This window comes from Mesorhizobium sp. B4-1-3, assembly GCF_006439355.1.
Classification (GTDB): domain Bacteria; phylum Pseudomonadota; class Alphaproteobacteria; order Rhizobiales; family Rhizobiaceae; genus Mesorhizobium.
This window is the reverse complement of record NZ_VFTG01000003.1, coordinates 53,566-71,616: the sequence shown is the minus strand read 5'-3', so window position 1 is coordinate 71,616 and position 18,051 is coordinate 53,566. Positions and strand designations below refer to the sequence as shown.

Here is an 18,051-nt window from a genome sequence, read left to right as displayed (position 1 = left end):
TTGATGCATGTCGTTTCCCCAAACCGCTAGGCACTTTTGGGCGACATGCACTAAGCCTTGTTCTTGTTGTAGACGTCGAAGATGACGGCGCCGAGCAGCACCAGGCCCTTGACCACCTGCTGCCAGTCGACATTGACGCCCATGATCGACATGCCGTTGTTCATCACGCCCATGATGAAGCCGCCGACCACGGCGCCGATCACCTGCCCGACGCCGCCCATGGCCGAGGCACCGCCGATGAAGACGGCCGCAATGACGTCGAGTTCTGAGCCGAGGCCCGCCGCCGGCACGGCCTGGCCGAGCCGCGCGGCGATGATGAGGCCGCCCAGCGCCGACAGCACGCCCATGTTGATGAAGACGAGCAACGTCAGCCTTTCGGTGTTGATGCCCGAGAGCTGCGCGGCCTTGGCATTGCCGCCCATGGCATAGATGCGGCGGCCGATGGTCATGCGCTTGGTGACGAAGACGAACAGCGAGATCAGCACGCCCATCACCAGAAGCACGACCGGCAAGCCCCGGTAGCTGGCGAACTGGAAGACCAGGAACAGGGCCAACGCGCTGCCGACCAGCGTTTTGATCACGAACAGCGGGAAGGGCTCCGCCTCATAGCCATGACGCTCGCGCTTGCGCCGCGTCCTGAAGCCGAAATAAGCATAGGCGAGCACCGCGATCAGGCCGAGCACAACCGTCGTCATGTGCAGCGTCAAGCCGCTGCCGACGATCGTCTTGCCGGCGGCATTCACCGTCGGCGGGATCAGCGTCAGCGGGCCGATGACGTCCGGGATGAAGCCCGAGCTCAGCGCCTTGAAGCTGTCCGGCAGCGGGCCGACCGAAGAGCCGCCGCCGAGCAGCGCCTGGCAGATGCCGCGGAAGATCAGCATGCCGGCAAGCGTCACGATGAAGCTCGGTATCTTGTGATAGGCGATCCAGTAGCCTTGCGCGGCACCGATGAGCGCGCCGACGATCAGGCAGACGACCGAGACCACCAGCGGATTCGAGAATATGCCGAGCGGCCAGATGACCATCATCATCGCCGCAAGCGCGCCGATGAAGCCTGCCACCGATCCAACGCTGAGGTCGATGTAGCCGGCGACGATCACCAGCAGCATTCCGAGCGCCATCACGATGATGAACGAGTTCTGCTGCACCAGATTGCTGAGGTTGACCGGTTTGAACAGCGTTCCCGACGTCGTGTACTGGAAGAACAGCATGATGACGATCAGCGCGATGATCAGGCCGTATTCGCGCAGGTTCGTCGTCAGCGCGGAGACGGCGACGCGCTGTCCCTGCTTGACGTCCTCGGCGACGCCGCTCTGCGGCGCGGGAGCGCTTTCTGTGCTCATGATGCTTTTTTTCCTTCTCCCCGAACGATGGCGCGCATGATTTTTTCCTGGCTGGCGTCGCTTGCCGCCATCTCGCCGACGATACGCCCTTCGTTCATCACATAGATGCGGTCGCTGATGCCGAGCAGCTCAGGCATTTCCGACGAGATGACGATGATCGCTTTGCCCTCGGCGGCGAGGCGCGCGATGATCGTGTAGATTTCGTACTTGGCGCCGACGTCAATGCCGCGCGTCGGCTCGTCGAGGATCAAGACCTCCGGATCGGCGAACAGCCATTTCGACAGCACCACCTTCTGCTGGTTGCCGCCCGAGAGATTGCCGGTCAGCTGATAGACGCTGGAGGCACGGATGTTGGTCTTCTTGCGGTAGTCGTTGGCGACGCTCATCTCGCGCATGTCGTCGATGACGCCGCGGCTGGAAACGCCGGAAAGGTTGGCCAAAGTCACATTGTGCTTGATGTGGTCGATGAGGTTAAGCCCATAGGTCTTGCGGTCCTCGGTGACGTAGGCGATCCGGTTCTCCACCGCCTTGCTCACCGATGAGAGGTCGAGCGGCTTGCCCCTGAGCAGAACCTCGCCGGTGATGTGCCGGCCATAGGAGCGGCCGAACAGGCTCATCGCGAATTCGGTGCGGCCCGCGCCCATCAGCCCGGCAATGCCCACCACCTCGCCCTTGCGCACATTGAGGCTGACGTTCTTGATCACCTGCCGCTCGGCATGGATCGGATGGTAGACCGACCAGTTCTTCACCTCGAAGATGACCTCGCCGATCTGCGGCTCGCGCGGCGGGTAGCGATCGTCGAGGGAGCGGCCGACCATCGAGGTGATGATGCGGTCTTCGGAGATGTCCTTCCTCGGCAAGGTCTCGATGGTGCGCCCGTCGCGGATCACCGTGACCTTGTCGGCGACACGGTTCACCTCGTTGAGCTTGTGCGAGATCAGGATCGAGGTCATGCCCTGGCGCTTGAACTCGAGCAGAAGGTCGAGCAGCGCCTGGCTGTCCTTTTCGCTGAGCGACGCCGTCGGCTCGTCCAGGATCAGGAGCTTCACTTCCTTGCTCAGCGCCTTGGCGATCTCGACCAACTGCTGCTTGCCGACGCCGATATTGGTGATCAGCGTCTTGGGGTCCTCGTTGAGCCCGACTTTCTTGAGCAGGGCGGCCGTGCGCGCCTCGTTGGCGTCCCAGTCGATGACGCCGTAGCTGGCGTGCTCGTTGCCGAGGAAGATGTTTTCCGCGATCGACAGCATCGGCACCAGGGCAAGCTCCTGGTGGATAATGACGATGCCGATATGCTCGCTGTCGTGAATGCCCTTGAAGTTGCATTCCTGGGCGCGAAAGATGATCTGGCCATCATAGGTGCCGGAAGGATAGACGCCCGACAGCACCTTCATCAGCGTCGACTTGCCGGCGCCGTTCTCGCCGACGATGGCGTGGATCTCACCTTCCTCGACGCTGAGGTTGACGTTCGACAACGCCTTCACGCCGGGGAACGTCTTGGTGATGTCGCGCATCTCCAAAATCGTCGAGGCCATCAGGATCTGCTCCCTGGGGCGCATAGCTCCGAACCGGCTCCGGTTCCCGAAGGGCTCATGCGCGAAATCAACATACTGCGGCGTGTGATGCCACAGAAGCCGGCAAAAACAATACCGGGGTAGTTTCTGAACGAAAAGGGGTCCTGCGGCCGCGCAGGACCCCTTCCTGTAAGACTGGATTACTTCAGCTCTTCGGCCTTGATGTAGCCGGAGTCGACGACCAGCTTCTGATAGTTCGACTTGTCGACCTCGACCGGCGTCAGGAGGATCGAGGGAACGACCTTGACGTCGTTGTTGTAGGTCTTGGTGTCGAGGCCCTCAGGCTTGCCGCCGGAGAGCACCTTGTCGACCAGTTCCACGGTCGACTTGGCCAGCTCGCGGGTATCCTTGAACACCGTCGAATACTGCTCGCCCGAGATGATCAGCTTGACCGAGGCGGTCTCGGCATCCTGGCCGGTCACGATCGGCCAGGGCTGTGCCGCCGTGCCGTAGCCGACGGCGCGCAGCGAGGCGGTGATGCCGCGCGAAAGGCCGTCATAGGGCGACAGGACGCCATCGACGCGGCTGCCGTCCGAGTAGTTGGCCGAAAGCAAATTGTCCATGCGGGCCTGCGCGGTGGCGGCGAGCCAGCGCAGCGTGCCGACCTTGTCCATGCCCATCTGGCCGGACTTGATCTTGATCGTGCCGTTGTCGATCAGCGGCTGCAGGACCGACATCGCACCGTTGTAGAAGAAGAAGGCGTTGTTGTCGTCCGGCGAGCCGCCGAACAGCTCGACATTCCAAGGCTTGGTGTTCGGGAAGCGCTCCTTGAGGCCCTTGACCAGCGAGTTCGCCTGGATCACGCCGACGCCGAAATTGTCGAAGGTGGTGTAGTAGTCGACATTCGGGGTCTTCTTGATCAGGCGGTCATAGGCGACGACGACGACGCCCGCGTCGTTGGCCTTCTGCAGCGCATCGGCCATGGTGGTGCCGTCGATTGACGCGATGATCAGCGCCTTCGGGCCCTTGGTGATTTCGTTTTCCAGCTGGCTGAGCTGGTTCGGGATATCGTCCTGCGCATATTGCAGGTCGACCGTGTAGCCGAGCTTCTCGAGCTGGGACTTGACGGCGTCGCCGTCATTGATCCAGCGCTGCGAGGTCTTGGTCGGCATCAGCACGCCGATGAGGCCCTTGTCGGCGGCGTGCGCCGAATAGCTCATGGCGGCAATGCCAAGGGCCGCCACGGCGGCCAGCGTCTTGATGATCTTCACGATTACTCTCCCTGGTTGATGGACGCGACACCTCGGGGCTTCGCGGGCCGCGCAGTCGAACAGGTGCGCTGGCGCGCCACTGTCGGCTTTATCGATCTCCGGTATCCTCCCAATCGGCCCCGAAACGCAGTTTCAATCGATACGAATTTGCTCGTTGCCGACCCCTGCGCCTCGGAACGCACGAAGGGTGGGTCCCTTTGATATAACTGTCAAATGCGATCTTTGCTGGTTGCTATATCGAAACTGATATGGCTTAGAGGACAAATAGAAACCCGGCGGAGAGGCTTCGAGCCATGGCGGCATTGCATGATCCTGATGCGATTTCAGCAAGTTACGAGAAATTGCGTGGAGACGGCGAGACGCTGCTGCGCAGCGGCCTCAGCCTTCGCCACATGCGCATGATCGCGGCGCTCGACGATCACGGACGAGTGAGCGCCGCCGCCCAGGTCATGAACATCTCCCAGCCGGCCGCCTCGCGCATGATCGCCGAGATGGAGGCGGTGCTCGACGTTAAGTTGTGCGAGCGGCTGCCGCGCGGCGTGACGCTGACCCCTTACGGCTTGGCGCTCGCTCGCCGCGCGCGCTCGATCCTGCTCGAGATGCGCGAGGCCGATCGCGAGATTTCCGAGCTCAAGGCCGGCAAGGGCGGCTCGGTGTTCCTCGGCGCGGTGACGGCGCCAGCGATCGAATTGGCCGTGCCGGCGATCCGCGAGATCCGCCGCATCTACCCACGCATCGAGATCACCATGCAGGTCGAGACTTCGAACGTGCTTGCCCGCGAGCTGATCGCCTCGCGCCACGATTTCATCATCGCCCGCATCCCCGACGACCTCAATCCGCGGCTCTTCGAATCGCGCGTCATCGGCGTCGAGAAGGCCTGCCTCATCGTGCGCCGCGGCCATCCCCTGGCGAGCGGCAAGATGGTGAGGCTGGAGGAGACCTCGGGCTATGACTGGGTGTTCCAGTCCGGCGGCTCGCCGCTTCGCCAGGCGATGGAGAGCAACTTTTTGAACCGCGACATTCCGCTGCCTGACCGCATCCTCAACACCTCCTCGCTGTTGCTCACCTTGGTAATGGTGGCGCAGTCCGACGCCATCGCGCCGGTCTCGATCCAGGTCGCCAAGTTCATTCAAGGCGGCGACGGGCTGGCCGGCGCCATCGACGTCGTCCAAACCGAGTTCGACATCGAAGTCCGGCCCTACAGCCTGATCACGGTCAAGAACCGCGTGCTCTCGCCCGCCGCGAAAATGTTGCACGACTTCATCTTGCGCGAAGTGGGGTGATGGAACGACAATGCTACTTGTACGTTCAAACCGATCGGCCGCTCGCTGGAGCCCGTTGCGGGTGAGGGAAAGAGCTGCCGATGCTCGACAGCTCGGGAGGTTTTGATGGAACGTCGATTGTTTCTGACTGGAATGCTTGGCGTTGCGGGGGCGGCGGCACTGGCAAGCCTGGCCGGACCCGGCAAGGCCGTTGCCGGTATTCCCGCCGGCAACGGAATTCTGGACGAGATCGACAAGCCGGACAATGCGGTCTTCGAAGGCGACGATCCGGCCGAAGTGGAGCTGGTCTCGCACCATCGTCATCATCGTCGACACGGGCACGGAGGCGGACATTGGCGCTGGCGCCACCGTCGTCGTGGTCGCCGGCGCGGCTGGAGGCACGTCTGCCGCCGCTTCTGGCATCGTGGCCGTTGGCGCCGCCGCTGCCGGCGCGAGCGCGTGTGGATCGGCTTCTGGCTGTAAAGACGTTACTCGCGGAGGAATGTTGAGCTCGGATATTGCGCGTTGCGCAATATCCGAGCTTCCTTGATGTAAACTGTCATCACCCCTGCCGGCTCCGGCATCCGGCAATCTGCTTGTTGTCGGTCGCCTCGCTCGCGCCTGTCTCGTCCGTTGGCATTTTGGCCAATATGCCGGCTTTGAGCCGGTATGCTATACGCGCATATGCATGTTTCGTCCTTTTGGAAGGATGTGTCGGGCCAACCCTGCGTCGGGACTGGGTCAGTTCTTCCAATCTCACGACGCGCGGCGCTGATCGGCGGACTCTGCCTGTGCTGCCTGCCGGGCAGCTTGGCCGCCGCGACCATGACAGAGGTGGGGCCAGGCATTTTTATTCGCGCAGCCCCGCACGAGGATGCTGCGGCCGCGAACCATGGAGGCATCGCCAATGTCGGCTTCATCGTCGGACGCGATAGCGTGCTGGTCACCGATTCTGGCGGCAGCCTCACGGATGGCGAGTGGCTGAGGGCCGAGATCAGGAAGCGGACGGACAAGCCAATCCGCCATGTGCTGATCACCCACGTTCACCCCGATCATTCCTTCGGCGCGGCGGCCTTCGCCCAGGACCGGCCGGCCTTTGTCGGACACCACGCGCTGCGGTTGGCGTTGGAGGCGCGCGGCGATTTCTACCGGAAGCGGCTTGCGGAGATCCTCGGCGCGGAGAGCGTTGGCAGCATCGTCTATCCTACCCAGGAGGTGAGGGACGGCGCCGAAATCGACCTGGGAGGCCGCATTGTCCGGCTGAGCGCGCACGCGACGGCCCATACCGATTGCGATCTGTCGATGCTGGATGTCGAGACCGGCTTGCTCTTCCCGGCCGACCTGCTTTTCGTAAACCGTGTTCCTTCGCTTGACGGCAGCCTGCCCGGCTGGCTTGCCGAACTCGACAAGCTCAAAGCGCTCGGCGCGTCTCGGGCTGTGCCTGGCCATGGCCCGCCGATCGTGGATGTCGCTCCCGCCATGGCTGATTTGACGCGTTACTTGTCCGCCTTGAGCGACGGCACTCGCAAGGCGATAGCCTCGGGCGTTTCGATCGAGGATGCCGCCCGCTCCGTCGCTCAATCGGAGCGGAACCGCTGGGTGCTGTTCGACGACTACAACGAGCGCAATGTCATCCAGGCCTACAAGGAACTGGAGTGGGAGTAGCCCGACGAGGAGGAGATCATGAAGATTCTGCCGCTTGCCCTATGCCTCGCTGTCTTTGCCGCGGTGCCGGGCAGTAAAGGCCTGGCCTCGGAACCGGCCAACATGGAGCCTGAGCGTCAGGAGCGCTGGAACCAGATCGCCCAGTATCTGTTCGGCGACCGTAAGGTCGAGCCCACCGAAACCCTGATCCAGCTCGATGCGCCCAAGCGCGCGCAGGATGCCGCCCTCGTGCCGATCACGCTGACGATGCCCGAAAACAACGAGATCAAGTCGGTCTATCTGGTCATCGATGACAACCCGGCGCCTTTCGCGGCCAAATTCACCTTTGGCCCCGCGGCCGACGCCGGATCGGTGCAGCTACGCGTGCGGGTCGATACCTACACGAATGTTCACGCCGTGGCGGAGACCAAGGACGGCAAGCTCTTCGAGACCGCCGCCTTCGTGAAGGCCTCTGGCGGCTGCTCGGCGCCGGTTGCCGCGAGCGACGAAAAGGCCATGGCGGGCATGGGCCAGATGCGGATGAAATTCGCCGAGGGCGCCGCGGCAGGCAAGCCGATAGAGGCGACGCTGATGATCCGTCATCCCAACTTCAATGGAATGCAGAAGAACCCGATAACGCAATACTTCACGCCGCCGCGCTACATCAACAAGATGTCCGTGTCCTCCGGTAATGCCAAGGTGTTCGACCTCGAAGCCGATATCTCGCTCTCCACCAATCCGGTCATCACTTTCTCCTTCGTCCAGAACGGGAGAGAGCCGCTGAAGGTCGTCGCTTCCGACACCAAGGATGGCCATTGGGAGCAGGGCTTCGACATTCCGGCTGCGATGAACTGATTGGATCCGGCGATGCGTTCCGTTGTTGAAATTGCCAGGATGGCCTCCATCGTTGCCGTGGTGGCGCTCCTTCCGAATATGGCGAGTGCCAATCCGGTCGCCGAGCCTAGCGGCTTGTGGAGCGGGCCGATGCACGGCGAGACGCCGGCGACGCTCTCAGGCGCAAGGGTGCTCGACCTCGCCGCCCTCGAGGCGCTGATGGCCAAGAAGCCGATCCTGCTCGACGTGGGTCCGGCCGACAGGAAGCCGGACGATTTCCCCAAGGACGGGCTCTGGCTTCCCACCCATCGTTCAATGCCCGGAGCGGTGTGGATGCCGGGCGCCGGAGCGGCTCCCCTGCAGGATGCTCAAGAGAAGATGTTCTATCGCCGCATCGAGGCTCTGACGCAGAAGGACAAGACCAAGCCGATCGTGACCTTCTGCCGCCCGCAATGCTGGGGCAGTTGGAACGCCGGCAAGCGGCTGGTGATGAAAGGCTATACCAATGTCGGCTGGTTCCCCGCCGGCATAGACGGCTGGCAGGAGAAGCACGAGACCACGGTGGTCAAGCCGGAGGCCGGTTGGAGCGCAGCCGCGCCCAAATAGGAGGCGCAAATCCTGTCTGGCAAGCTGGAGCGGGTAGCGGGAATCGAACCCGCGCGTTCAGCTTGGGAAGCTGACAGGCTACCATTACATCATACCCGCGCAGCAGCCTCGTTACCATGAGGGAAGGGCCTCAAGCAATCGGCAAACAGAGCCAGCGACTCCATTGCTTGATGCCTTTCGGCGGAATGCGTATCTCTGATATCGCGCTGCCGAATCGGGCGGCTCGAACCGGAGAGTGGCCTTGTCCGCACTGACGCGCTTTCTTGGCGACACGCCGCTCAGGGTGTTCCTGAAGCTGCTCGTGGTCTCCTTCCTCGTCGGCCTCGTCATGCATGCCTTCGGCTGGTCGCCGATGGACGTCCTCTATGGCATCCGCCAGTTCTTCGCCGATTTGTGGAATCTCGGGTTCCACGCCATAGACCGCTTCCTGGACTATATCCTGCTCGGCGCGGCGATCGTCGTGCCGGTGTTCATCCTGCTCCGGGTCGCCAGCTACAGGAAATAGCTAGGATAGAGCAATTCCAGGAAAAGTGTGAGCGGGTTCCGTCCGGAACTGCTTAAAAACAAAGAGATAGGGCGGTTCGCCGTTTCCGTGAAACGGTGAAACGCTCTAGAATTACGCATATCGCGACGCCACCTCGAACAGGATGGCGTGGCGCGCGGCCAGCGTCGGCACGTCGGTCGAATAGCCGCCGCCGTGACGCCGCACAGCGGCACGCCCTGCTTTCGGAAATGGCCGATGACCATGTCCTCGCGGGCGCTGAGGCCGCCGTCGCTCAGCGCCAGCCGCCCCAGCCTGTCCTCGGCATGCACATCCACGCCGGCATTGTAAAAGACGATATCCCAATGCCTCTGCCCGGACAGTTGCGGCAGGACGGGGGCGAGCCGCTCGAGATAGGCATCGTCACCGGTGCCGTCCGGCAAGGCGATGTCGAGGTCGGAAGCGATCTTGCGCACCGGGTAGTTGCGCTCGCCATGCATGGAAAAGGTGAAGGCATGCGGCTCGTCCTTCAGAATGTCGGCCGTGCCATCGCCCTGATGCACGTCGAGGTCGACGATCAGCACATTTTCGGCGGCGCCTTCGGCCAGCAGCGCCAGCGAGGCGACGGCTACATCGTTGAAGGTGCAGAAGCCGGCGCCTTGCGCGCGCCTGGCGTGATGGCTGCCGCCGGCGGCGTTGCAGGCAATGCCGTGTTCGAGCGCCAGCCTGGCGGCAAGCACGGTGCCGCCGGTGGCGAGCTGCGCCCTGAGCGACACGCGCGGGCCGACCGGAAGCCGATCTCGCGCTCTATCTTCTCCGGCACCTGGCAGGCGATCACCTGGTCGACATAGTCGGCCGCGTGCGCGAGCTTCAGCCGTGCAGCCGGTGTCGGCTGAGGCAGTGAAAGTGCGCCGGGTACGGTCAGCCCGCGCATGCGCAAGGCCTCCATCAGAAGTGGATATTTGCGGCATTATGGAGCAAACTCACCAAATATAATGTTTACATCATCGTTTTAGAGGTATAAGCATCATGCATGATGAAGATTGCCGACTATGACAGACCGAACACGGTTGCCGGCCTTGTTGCCAAGCGCGCCGAGCTAACGGCTCTGCGGGAGCAATACCGCGCTGAGATCAAAAAGCTGACCATCGACATAGACCATCTGGACGCCGCGATAAGGCTGTTCGATCCGCATGCCGACACATCCGCGCTCAAAGAGTACGTGACCAAGCACCGCGCCGAGAAAGGCACCGTGAAGCGCTTCGTTCTCAACACCATGCGGGAAGCTACCGCGCCGCTTACGTCGCGCCAGATTTCCGAGCTATGGCTTGCTGATCGCGGCCTGAATGCAGATGAGGCGACCGTCACCGCCATAAGGAAGCGCATCGGCGCCTGCATAAAGGTCTGTGTGACGCAGGGGCTTATCGAGGAATGCGGCTGGACGGAAGACCACGATGCATTCGGCCCGTACAAGCTTTGGCAACTAAGAAGGGGCGACCGATAGGCCGCCCCAGTATTGCTTTTATGCCGCCGCCGCCGGACGTGGGAAGTCGGGCGGGAAGTCGGGCGGCAATTCCAGCGCCGGCGGGATTTCGGGGAACAAGCGCCCCGCCATCACATCGGCAATCCGACCAAAGTTGAGGCCGGGGTAGTAACCCGTGATCCACGAGTACGGAATGTCCAAGTGGCGGGCGAGCTTTATAACCGGCACCATGTCCGGTGTGACCTTGAGATCTTCCATAAGGTCGCGTCTCCAAACATTCCCCTTGAAGCGGGAGCCAGGAAATGCGAATCTACCAGTCGTCACAGGCTGTTAGCTTCGCACTCCCGGTCTCCCGCCCAGCGGGTTGGGTTTGCCCACTGACACCACGGGCCACATTGCATTTCGGTTTCGGACCCGAACTGTTTTGTGGCCCTTTCTGTTACTGCCGACCGGCACGGTGCTCTTGGTGCCGCTCAGCTACCACTATCAATGGTCGCCTCCAATCTGCGCTCGCGCAGGAATCGCCTCACGCAATCGCCAATATCCTCTGGCGCCGATAACCGGTCAAGCTGAATTTGCGGTATAGCTGGCGATATCTATTCCTTTTTCGGCCTTGCGGGTATATATCTCCAGCGAAGAGTATAAAACAGGCGATGGAGATTGCCCCATGGATGCACGCCAGAGAAGCCCCAGCTACCCCAGTACGCCATTAGACGAAGCTATTGATCTTGTAAGGAAAATACACCTGATTGAACGCACCAATTCGGTAGAGCGCGGGGTAGCGGCTAAGGCGATGGGCTATAGCGGCATTTCCGGGCGCTCTGCCACGGTACTCTCGAATTTGGCTCAGTATGGCCTTTTGGAGAAGACCGGCAAAAATGAGGTCCGCGTTACGCGGCGCGCAGTTGATATCCTATATCCGGATTCTGACGAATCAAAGGCTTTGGCGCTTCACGAGGCGGCCAACGAACCCGACCTTTTCAGCGCTATTTCAGAGAGATTCCCAGATGGCCGCCCCTCTGAAGCGGCCATCGAATCCTATCTCATCAGACAGGGGTATACACACGCCGCCGTGCGTCCAGCAACGCGGGCCTATTTAGAAACTTTTCTCTTTCTGGAGAATGCGACAGGAAGCGAAAGTTATTCACAACCGCGCCAACCGCGCCCTGTTGTGGCTGAATCTCAAACAAATCAAAATGTTGAGAGAGGCCAGGCGATGGCTGCACCAGTGTATTCTCCTATCCGGTCGGATGCCTCTCCGCTTACGCCTGCTAAACTGCCGGTGCCGTTCGGTGTGCAGATCAAGGAAGACATGATCTGGCTTGAGGGTGTCATCCGCAATCGAGCCGAAGCTGAGCGGGTGATTAAGGCGATCAATGGTTTGAAGGAAATGCTGCCTGAGCCAGATGCCGTCCCGGCAACAGCGATTGCTCCGGCAGAAAGCAGCAAAGACGACTGGGATACTTAAGCGCGCCGTTGCCAGTAGCCGCAAAGCTTTTCCGACTTCGGCGCGGCGGCGACGGCGCTTACAACCACGGCATATTGGTTGCCGTTGGCTTCCCGGCGGCAATCTTCGCGCCAAGCCATTTCGACGGCATAGGCGTCCAGATACTGGCCCGCAATGCGGTGATGAATGCCGATCTCGGCGCGGCGCAGGCGGGAAAAGAAGCTTTCGGCGGCGTTCGTGCAAGCGCCGTCCTTCGAATAGGCTTCGGCATGATTGATCCTCTTTATCGGGAAGTAGGCCGCCAGCTTATCCCAATGCGAAGCTTCGTCGGCGTGGACGGTCGAGCCGTGCTTGACGTTGGCGGCAACGAAGGCAACGCCAGCGGCTTCGGTCGAGGCAACGTGGGTGATGGTGCGACCGTTGGTTTCGCGGGCAACGATAACCGATTGGCGCTTGCCCGACCATCTACCGGCAAGCGCGCCTTCGTCGCGGGCAAGCTTTATTGCTTCGCGGACCTTGTGCAGCATCACAAAGGCGGTCTTGTAGTCAACGGAGAGGTCGCGGGAGAGATGGAGGGCGCTGTAACCCTTAGCACCGTTTATGAAGACGGCGATAGCCGCGAGAATGTCGCGAACGGCCAGTTTGCGGCTGGCGAAGATCGTGCCGGAAGTGATGCTAAATTGCTTGTGGCAAGCCTTGCACTTGTAAACCTGGCGCGTCTTGAGGTTATAGGCATCGAGGCCGCCGCACTCAGGGCAAACCGGCTCACCATCGGTTTCCGTCCAGCGTATCTTACGGAACGCGGCGCGGGCTTCCTCATCAGACATGCGCATAACCTTGACCAGCGAGAGGGTCTTGGCCGCCGGGGAAAGGAGGAAATGCTGGGACATATCAAATCCGATGATGTTGTACATCGGATATAGGACATTGTTTCAGCACAAGCAAGGGTATAAATCATCGTTTATGAGGTCTTTTCCGGAGAAACGATGATGACGGCCAATTCCCCCACAGCGCACTACGAGGAACAGGCGAAAAACATATTGAAAGGCGAGCTGAAGCGCCGTGGCATGACATACGCGGCCCTAGCTGAGAAGCTGAAGGAACGCGGCTCACATGATACGGAACGCAATCTCGCCAACAAGATAAGTCGCGGCAGCTTCACCGCTGCGTTTTTCATGATGTGCTTGGATGCGATCGGCGTTCGCCAAGTCAGTCTAGAGGCATGAGCGCGATCTTTTCAGAATGCGGTGGCTATCGCTATCGACTTGACCGCCACATTGGCGACGGGCCGCCCATCGGCTTCATGCTCCATAATCCTAGCACGGCCGGCGCTACCGACGACGACGCAACGTCCAGACGTGGCATCGGGTTCGCCAGAGATCTTGGTTATGGGCGGCTGATTTTCATTAATCCTTGGGCGCGGGTAGCGACCAAGCCCCGCGATCTGTGGAGCGCCGAAGACCCTATTGGGCCTGAAAACGATACCTACATTCGGTCTGCCGTCGCGGAAGTTTCAAGCTCGGGAGGTATTATCGTTGCCGCGTGGGGGCGTGTGAGCCCGCCGGCAGCGCTTCGGCGAGCCGCCAGAGCCAGGATCGAATCTTTGGTGCAAATGATCGAACGCGAAGGCGGTCAACTTTACGCGCTTGGGGTGAATCTTGATGGATCACCCAAGCATCCGCTCTATGTGAAGGGTGACACCGTCCCATCAATATGGACAATTTCTTAGGATTCCCATGCCCTTTAATTTGTGGAAAACCTCGCGTACACGGCTAAGCGGTGATTCGCGGCGCTATACAGGTCGTGGCGGGGACGGCCAAGGGGAGCTTTGCTGAGATGTTTTCAGACGCAGACATGCTGCGCCTTCAGCAGGATCAATACCGGCACGATGCGCGCAACCATACCGATATCCTCCATCTTTCCAAAAATGATCGCCTGAAACACTACGGGCTGCATTTTGCGAAGTATGTTGGACGGCTCGCGCGCGGTTCGGCCGAGCCGATCTCCTACGACCGGACCATTATTGATACCGTTCTCGTGTCGCTTAGCGCAGCCAACACGATGCATCAGCATTTGGAAGCGCCGGCTCCCATGACGAAGGAAGCGCGACAGATCGATCCGTTGCGCACCTACGCCGACGCGGCCGGCCGCTTTGCGGATGCCTGTGAGAAGATCGACCATATGGAGGCATTCATCCCGATCGCTCACAAGGCGAATGCGGACATAATGTCTTGGGCCATCCATCAGGCAGATGAGCGCCAGATCGATCTCGAAGGACAGCTACGGCAGCGGCGGGGGGAGCTACGTGGCCGACAATTCTACATCGCCGAGTAGCTATGAGCCCGCCAGCGGCTTTTGGAGCGACGGCACATGGAAAGCCCTGAAGAGTGAGGACGCGCCGGTCAAGCCTTTCAAGCTGGACGGCGTTGACCGAGATGGAGCGAACTACAACCTCGCAATAGGCGAGGAAGTATATGTCTCCAGTTTAGGCTCCGGGAAGACAGTTCAAAAGCTTTCAGAGGGCGAGGCGTTCTCAATTGCGCCGGGTCAATTTGCTTTCATCTTGACAGAAGAGGAGGTTGCACTCCCTTTTGATAAGATCGGATTCATCTCAATCCGCGCATCGACCAAGTTCTTGGGGCTAGTTAACATCTCTGGGTTTCACGTTGATCCTGGTTATAAGGGCAAACTTATCTTCGCGGTATATAATGCCGGTCCCACCATAATTCATTTGAGGCGAGGCGATCGAATATTTCCTTTGTGGATCACAAACCTAGACAAGAAAATGCAACGGACGGCATGGAAAGTGGGGCACGACAAAATCCCTGCGAGCATGATAACTGCAATATCGGGTGAATTCACCACAGCGTATCAGTTGGCGGAGAAGCTGAAGGTGGCGCAAGAAGATATCGTTCAGCTTAAAAGCTTCAAAGTGTACTTGACCGCTATTCTGGCCGTTCTTTTCATCCTTATCACCCCATTCCTAAAAGACGCCGCGTCGAATGTGGTCAACACGTTTTGGCCGTCCATCAAATGCGCGATAGTCAACTGCGTCGCAACCGCGCCACCGGCTCCCGCGCCGGCGCCACCGCCAGCAAATCCGTAACACCACCATCAATGGGCAAACATCATCGTTTATGGTGAGTTTGCTCCATAATGCCGGATATTTGCTCATCGGAAAGCGATGGGTGACGGCGAAGCCGGCGTCATAGTCGGGGTGATGGACGATCTGCAGCGGCATGGATCGGGGGCTGCGCCAGGTTTGGAATTCGGCTGGCAGTCCGGCGGATTTGGTTGCGTGACGCCGGCAAACTGGGGCACATCGGGTTCTCGATCAAGCCGCAATCGAACAGGCAGCAAGCCCCTTGGACGCGACTCAAGCCAACGCCAGGTCGTTCGCCGTCACCAACCGCTCGGTGCTGGCGATCGCCGTGCCGATGACGCTTGCCTATCTGACGACGCCGCTGCTCGGCATCGTCGACACCGCGGTTGTCGGCCAGTTCGGCGACGCAGCGCTGCTTGGCGGCCTGGCGACGGGATCGCTGGTCTTCGACGTTGTCTTCACCACCTTCAACTTCCTGCGTTCGGGCACCACCGGTCTCGTCGCCCAGGCCTTCGGACGCGGCGATGCGCTGGAGGAACAGGCGGTGCTCTGGCGCGCCGTGCTGATCGCGGTCGCCGTGGGCGTCATCCTTGCGGCACTTGCCCCGCTCTTTGCCGTCGCCGGTCAATGGTTCATGGGCGCCGAGCCGCGCGTCAGCGCGGCCATGTCGGTCTATATCCGCATCAGGCTGCTGGCGGCGCCCTTCTCGCTGATCAACTACGCCGTACTGGGCTACGTGTTGGGACGCGGTGAAGGTGGGCTCGGGCTGATGCTGCAGGCGGTGCTCAACGGCATCAACATCGCGCTCTGCTTCCTGCTCGGCCTCGAGCTCGGCTGGGGCGTCGCCGGCGTCGCCTGGGCGACGGTCACCGGCGAGTTCCTGGCCATGCTGCTCGGCCTTGCCATCGTGCTCAGCCGCTTCCGCAAGCTGGAGCGGCCGTCGCGCCGGCGTATCCTGGATTTGCCGGCCTACCGGCGCATGCTGTCGCTCAACCGCGACATCATGATCCGCTCCTTCTCGCTGCTCGCTGCCTTCGCGCTGTTCACCAGGCAGGGCGCGCAGTTCGGCACGGTGACGCTCGCCGCCAACGCGGTCTTGATGAATTTCTTCCTCATCGCCGGCTATTTCCTCGACGGCTTCGCTACCGCCGCCGAGCAGTTGGCCGGCCGCGCCATCGGCGCGCATGCGCCTGCCCCGTTTCGGCAGGCGGTCAGGCTGACGCTGATCTGGGGGTTTGGTCTCGCCAGTATCGCCACGCTTGTCCTGCTGACCGCCGGCACCGGTCTGGTGGCGCTGGTGACGACGTCGCCGGAGGTCCGCGCGGTCGCGGACATTTATCTTCCGTGGGCCGCCTTCACGGCGCTGAGCGGCGTGCTCGCCTTCCAGATGGACGGCGTCTTCATCGGCGCCACCTGGTCGCGCGACATGCGCAACATGATGCTATTGTCGTTCCTCATCTTCAGCGCCGCGCTCATCACACTGGCGCCGGCATTCGGCAACAGCGGCCTGTGGGCATCGCTGCATGTTTTCCTGCTAGTGCGCGGCTTGAGCCTGCTGACGGTGCTCAGGCTCAGGGTGAGGACAGCCTTCAGCTGATCGGCTTTGAAGCCCAGCGCTCGCAAGCCGAGTCGCGCAGCTCCCTGATCGAGCCAAGCCGCTCGCGTTCCATGAACCGCGCCATGCCGGCGACGATGCGCCCGGGCAGCGCCGGTCCGGCATAGATCATGCCGGTGTAGAGTTGGACCAGATCCGCCCCGGCGCGGATCTTCTCCAGCGCCGTCTCGGCGGAATCGACCCCGCCGACACCGATGAGGGCAATGCTTGGGCCGAGCAGCTTGCGCATGCGGGCGAGCACGGCGGTAGAACGCTCGAACAGCGGCTTGCCCGAAAGGCCGCCGGCTTCGCCTGCCACGGTCGTGCTCCGCAATCGGGTCCGCGCCAGCGTCGTGTTGGAGACGATGACGCCGTCGATCTTCTTCTCGGCGACCTCGGCGGCGATGTCTTCCAGCTCTGCTTCGACGAGATCCGGCGCGATCTTGAGGAAGACAGGCGGCCGGGCAGAGGCGCGCGCCGCCATCACCCGTGACAGCAATTCGCCAAGCTGCTCGCGCGCCTGCATGTTGCGCAGGCCCGGCGTGTTGGGCGAGGAGATGTTGACGGTCAGATAGCTCGCATAGCGCGCGAAGCGGGCGACGCCGCGCTCATAGTCGGCGATGCGATCGGCGCTGTCCTTGTTGGCGCCGACGTTGACGCCGACGATCCCCGGCCGCCCCTTGCGCGCGGCAAGTCGTTTTTCAGCCGCCGCATGACCGTCATTGTTGAAGCCCAGCCGGTTGATCACCGCCTCGTCCGCCGTCAGGCGGAAGATGCGCGGCTTCGGATTGCCGAACTGCGGCAGCGGCGTGATGGTGCCGACCTCGGCAAAGCCGAAGCCGAGACCGAGCAGCGCGTCCGGCACTTCGGCGTTCTTGTCGTAGCCGGCGGCCATGCCGAGCGGGTTCGGGAAGTCGAGGCCGCAGAGATTGATCTTGAGCCGCGCGTCGCGCGGCCCCGTCGCGCCGACCGGCAGCCCGCAGCGCAACGCCGCGATCGACAGGCCATGGGCGGTTTCCGGATCGAAGGAGAAAAGCAGCTTCTGGCCGATCCGGTCGAGCACGCTCATTCGCCCTCCAATGCCGGGAATTCGTGGCCGCCGGCACTGAGCGGCAGCGGCTTGACCCAGAGGACGGCATCGAGGGTCAGCGGAGCATAGAGATGCGGGAACAGGGCGCCGCCGCGCGACACCTCGTATTTCAGCGCATCGCCCAGTTGCGCCGCATCGACAGCAACCAGCAACAGGTCCGTTTGCCCCGCGAAATGCTTTGCCGCTGTTTCGCGCACCTGGGCGGCGGTGGAGAAATGGATGAAGCCGTCGACGATATCGATCGGCGCGCCGCTGAAGCGGCCGTTCCGCTCGGCTTCGCGCCACAAGGCTTCGGCGAGGATCTTGTAGATAATCTGAGACATTGTTGCGCTATAATCCGAACAGAAGATGCGGGGAAGCGAAGTCTTCCCCATTTCCGGCG

General features: G+C 61.5%; 20 protein-coding genes, 1 tRNA gene and 1 pseudogene. 13 read left to right on the top strand and 9 right to left on the bottom strand.

The window, feature by feature from the left end:
* Positions 1-50: 50 nt before the first annotated feature.
* The 3 genes from mmsB to chvE form a co-directional block, all read right to left on the bottom strand.
* Entirely contained in the window at positions 51-1,343 is a 1,293-nt protein-coding gene (gene mmsB / locus FJW06_RS05190) for a multiple monosaccharide ABC transporter permease (protein WP_140748998.1), read from the bottom strand.
* The gene (mmsA, locus tag FJW06_RS05185; RefSeq protein ID WP_140748995.1) at positions 1,340-2,875 is read right to left on the bottom strand and encodes a multiple monosaccharide ABC transporter ATP-binding protein; all 1,536 of its coding nucleotides are present in this window, start codon (positions 2,873-2,875) and stop codon (positions 1,340-1,342) included. The genes mmsB and mmsA overlap by 4 nt, the downstream gene beginning before the upstream one ends.
* 179 nt (positions 2,876-3,054) lie before the next feature.
* Positions 3,055-4,125 (bottom strand): multiple monosaccharide ABC transporter substrate-binding protein, encoded by a 1,071-nt coding sequence (chvE, locus tag FJW06_RS05180; RefSeq protein ID WP_140748992.1) that lies wholly within the window; start codon positions 4,123-4,125, stop codon positions 3,055-3,057.
* A gap of 293 nt (positions 4,126-4,418) precedes the next feature.
* Here chvE and FJW06_RS05175 point away from each other — a divergent pair, with 293 nt between their 5' ends.
* From FJW06_RS05175 to FJW06_RS05155, 5 genes are all read left to right on the top strand, one after another.
* A complete protein-coding gene (locus FJW06_RS05175) occupies positions 4,419-5,408 on the top strand; it encodes a LysR family transcriptional regulator (protein ID WP_140748989.1) in 990 nt (329 codons plus the stop codon).
* A 105-nt stretch (positions 5,409-5,513) separates the two neighbouring features.
* Entirely contained in the window at positions 5,514-5,870 is a 357-nt protein-coding gene (locus FJW06_RS05170; RefSeq protein WP_140748986.1) for a protamine-2 (modular protein), read from the top strand.
* A 342-nt stretch (positions 5,871-6,212) separates the two neighbouring features.
* Positions 6,213-7,052: a quinoprotein relay system zinc metallohydrolase 2 gene (locus FJW06_RS05165; RefSeq protein WP_246674531.1), complete on the top strand. Its 840-nt coding sequence runs from the start codon at positions 6,213-6,215 to the stop codon at positions 7,050-7,052.
* A gap of 18 nt (positions 7,053-7,070) precedes the next feature.
* Positions 7,071-7,886 (top strand): quinoprotein dehydrogenase-associated SoxYZ-like carrier, encoded by an 816-nt coding sequence (locus FJW06_RS05160; protein ID WP_140748983.1) that lies wholly within the window; start codon positions 7,071-7,073, stop codon positions 7,884-7,886.
* Positions 7,887-7,925: 39 nt separating this feature from the next.
* Positions 7,926-8,471 (top strand): rhodanese-like domain-containing protein, encoded by a 546-nt coding sequence (locus tag FJW06_RS05155; RefSeq protein WP_246674548.1) that lies wholly within the window; start codon positions 7,926-7,928, stop codon positions 8,469-8,471.
* A gap of 25 nt (positions 8,472-8,496) precedes the next feature.
* Here the strand turns inward: FJW06_RS05155 and FJW06_RS05150 are convergent.
* A tRNA-Gly gene (locus FJW06_RS05150) sits at positions 8,497-8,570 on the bottom strand.
* A 142-nt stretch (positions 8,571-8,712) separates the two neighbouring features.
* Here FJW06_RS05150 and FJW06_RS05145 point away from each other — a divergent pair.
* Complete coding sequence (locus FJW06_RS05145; protein WP_140748977.1) at positions 8,713-8,976, top strand: DUF6460 domain-containing protein; 264 nt, start codon at positions 8,713-8,715, stop codon at positions 8,974-8,976.
* A 111-nt stretch (positions 8,977-9,087) separates the two neighbouring features.
* Here the strand turns inward: FJW06_RS05145 and FJW06_RS05140 are convergent.
* Positions 9,088-9,901 (bottom strand): annotated as a pseudogene (locus FJW06_RS05140) (histone deacetylase).
* An 84-nt stretch (positions 9,902-9,985) separates the two neighbouring features.
* Between FJW06_RS05140 and FJW06_RS05135 the strand changes: the two are divergent.
* Positions 9,986-10,456 carry a hypothetical protein gene (locus FJW06_RS05135; protein WP_140748974.1) on the top strand — a complete coding sequence of 157 codons (471 nt, stop codon included), beginning with the start codon at positions 9,986-9,988 and terminating at the stop codon, positions 10,454-10,456.
* Positions 10,457-10,474: 18 nt separating this feature from the next.
* Here FJW06_RS05135 and FJW06_RS05130 read toward each other — a convergent pair whose 3' ends face one another.
* On the bottom strand, positions 10,475-10,693 hold the full coding sequence (locus tag FJW06_RS05130; RefSeq protein ID WP_140748971.1) for a hypothetical protein: 219 nt from the start codon (positions 10,691-10,693) through the stop codon (positions 10,475-10,477).
* A 409-nt stretch (positions 10,694-11,102) separates the two neighbouring features.
* Here FJW06_RS05130 and FJW06_RS05125 point away from each other — a divergent pair, with 409 nt between their 5' ends.
* Positions 11,103-11,903: a hypothetical protein gene (locus FJW06_RS05125; RefSeq protein ID WP_140748968.1), complete on the top strand. Its 801-nt coding sequence runs from the start codon at positions 11,103-11,105 to the stop codon at positions 11,901-11,903.
* Here the strand turns inward: FJW06_RS05125 and FJW06_RS05120 are convergent.
* Positions 11,900-12,772 (bottom strand): transposase, encoded by an 873-nt coding sequence (locus tag FJW06_RS05120; RefSeq protein WP_140749815.1) that lies wholly within the window; start codon positions 12,770-12,772, stop codon positions 11,900-11,902. The genes FJW06_RS05125 and FJW06_RS05120 overlap by 4 nt on opposite strands.
* Before the next feature lie 96 nt (positions 12,773-12,868).
* Here FJW06_RS05120 and FJW06_RS05115 point away from each other — a divergent pair, with 96 nt between their 5' ends.
* The 5 genes from FJW06_RS05115 (at position 12,869) to FJW06_RS05095 (ending at position 16,582) form a co-directional block, all read left to right on the top strand.
* A complete protein-coding gene (locus FJW06_RS05115) occupies positions 12,869-13,108 on the top strand; it encodes a DUF6471 domain-containing protein (RefSeq protein ID WP_246674530.1) in 240 nt (79 codons plus the stop codon).
* Positions 13,105-13,611 (top strand): DUF1643 domain-containing protein, encoded by a 507-nt coding sequence (locus tag FJW06_RS05110; RefSeq protein WP_140748965.1) that lies wholly within the window; start codon positions 13,105-13,107, stop codon positions 13,609-13,611. Before FJW06_RS05115 ends, FJW06_RS05110 begins: the two co-directional genes overlap by 4 nt.
* A gap of 107 nt (positions 13,612-13,718) precedes the next feature.
* Positions 13,719-14,216 carry a hypothetical protein gene (locus FJW06_RS05105; protein WP_140748962.1) on the top strand — a complete coding sequence of 166 codons (498 nt, stop codon included), beginning with the start codon at positions 13,719-13,721 and terminating at the stop codon, positions 14,214-14,216.
* On the top strand, positions 14,188-14,988 hold the full coding sequence (locus tag FJW06_RS05100; protein WP_181178154.1) for a deoxycytidine triphosphate deaminase: 801 nt from the start codon (positions 14,188-14,190) through the stop codon (positions 14,986-14,988). Before FJW06_RS05105 ends, FJW06_RS05100 begins: the two co-directional genes overlap by 29 nt.
* Before the next feature lie 259 nt (positions 14,989-15,247).
* Entirely contained in the window at positions 15,248-16,582 is a 1,335-nt protein-coding gene (locus FJW06_RS05095) for an MATE family efflux transporter (protein ID WP_181178153.1), read from the top strand.
* Here the strand turns inward: FJW06_RS05095 and FJW06_RS05090 are convergent.
* Both FJW06_RS05090 and FJW06_RS05085 read right to left on the bottom strand, forming a co-directional pair.
* Positions 16,575-17,648 (bottom strand): quinone-dependent dihydroorotate dehydrogenase, encoded by a 1,074-nt coding sequence (locus tag FJW06_RS05090; protein ID WP_140748956.1) that lies wholly within the window; start codon positions 17,646-17,648, stop codon positions 16,575-16,577. The genes FJW06_RS05095 and FJW06_RS05090 overlap by 8 nt on opposite strands.
* Positions 17,645-17,992 (bottom strand): DUF952 domain-containing protein, encoded by a 348-nt coding sequence (locus tag FJW06_RS05085; protein WP_181178152.1) that lies wholly within the window; start codon positions 17,990-17,992, stop codon positions 17,645-17,647. Before FJW06_RS05085 ends, FJW06_RS05090 begins: the two co-directional genes overlap by 4 nt.
* Positions 17,993-18,051: the final 59 nt, after the last annotated feature.

Excerpts from the sequence above, each read along its gene's own strand:
- mmsB (WP_140748998.1), bottom strand. The coding sequence starts at position 1,343 with ATGAGCACAGAAAGCGCTCCCGCGCCGCAGAGCGGCGTCGCCGAGGAC.
- FJW06_RS05160 (WP_140748983.1), top strand. The coding sequence starts at position 7,071 with ATGAAGATTCTGCCGCTTGCCCTATGCCTCGCTGTCTTTGCCGCGGTG.
- FJW06_RS05130 (WP_140748971.1), bottom strand. The coding sequence starts at position 10,693 with ATGGAAGATCTCAAGGTCACACCGGACATGGTGCCGGTTATAAAGCTC.
- FJW06_RS05090 (WP_140748956.1), bottom strand. The coding sequence starts at position 17,648 with ATGAGCGTGCTCGACCGGATCGGCCAGAAGCTGCTTTTCTCCTTCGAT.
- FJW06_RS05155 (WP_246674548.1), top strand. The coding sequence starts at position 7,926 with ATGGCCTCCATCGTTGCCGTGGTGGCGCTCCTTCCGAATATGGCGAGT.
- FJW06_RS05115 (WP_246674530.1), top strand. The coding sequence starts at position 12,869 with ATGATGACGGCCAATTCCCCCACAGCGCACTACGAGGAACAGGCGAAA.
- FJW06_RS05105 (WP_140748962.1), top strand. The coding sequence starts at position 13,719 with ATGTTTTCAGACGCAGACATGCTGCGCCTTCAGCAGGATCAATACCGG.
- FJW06_RS05170 (WP_140748986.1), top strand. The coding sequence starts at position 5,514 with ATGGAACGTCGATTGTTTCTGACTGGAATGCTTGGCGTTGCGGGGGCG.
- FJW06_RS05125 (WP_140748968.1), top strand. The coding sequence starts at position 11,103 with ATGGATGCACGCCAGAGAAGCCCCAGCTACCCCAGTACGCCATTAGAC.
- FJW06_RS05120 (WP_140749815.1), bottom strand. The coding sequence starts at position 12,772 with ATGTCCCAGCATTTCCTCCTTTCCCCGGCGGCCAAGACCCTCTCGCTG.
- FJW06_RS05175 (WP_140748989.1), top strand. The coding sequence starts at position 4,419 with ATGGCGGCATTGCATGATCCTGATGCGATTTCAGCAAGTTACGAGAAA.
- FJW06_RS05110 (WP_140748965.1), top strand. The coding sequence starts at position 13,105 with ATGAGCGCGATCTTTTCAGAATGCGGTGGCTATCGCTATCGACTTGAC.
- FJW06_RS05085 (WP_181178152.1), bottom strand. The coding sequence starts at position 17,992 with ATGTCTCAGATTATCTACAAGATCCTCGCCGAAGCCTTGTGGCGCGAA.
- mmsA (WP_140748995.1), bottom strand. The coding sequence starts at position 2,875 with ATGGCCTCGACGATTTTGGAGATGCGCGACATCACCAAGACGTTCCCC.
- FJW06_RS05135 (WP_140748974.1), top strand. The coding sequence starts at position 9,986 with ATGATGAAGATTGCCGACTATGACAGACCGAACACGGTTGCCGGCCTT.
- FJW06_RS05165 (WP_246674531.1), top strand. The coding sequence starts at position 6,213 with ATGACAGAGGTGGGGCCAGGCATTTTTATTCGCGCAGCCCCGCACGAG.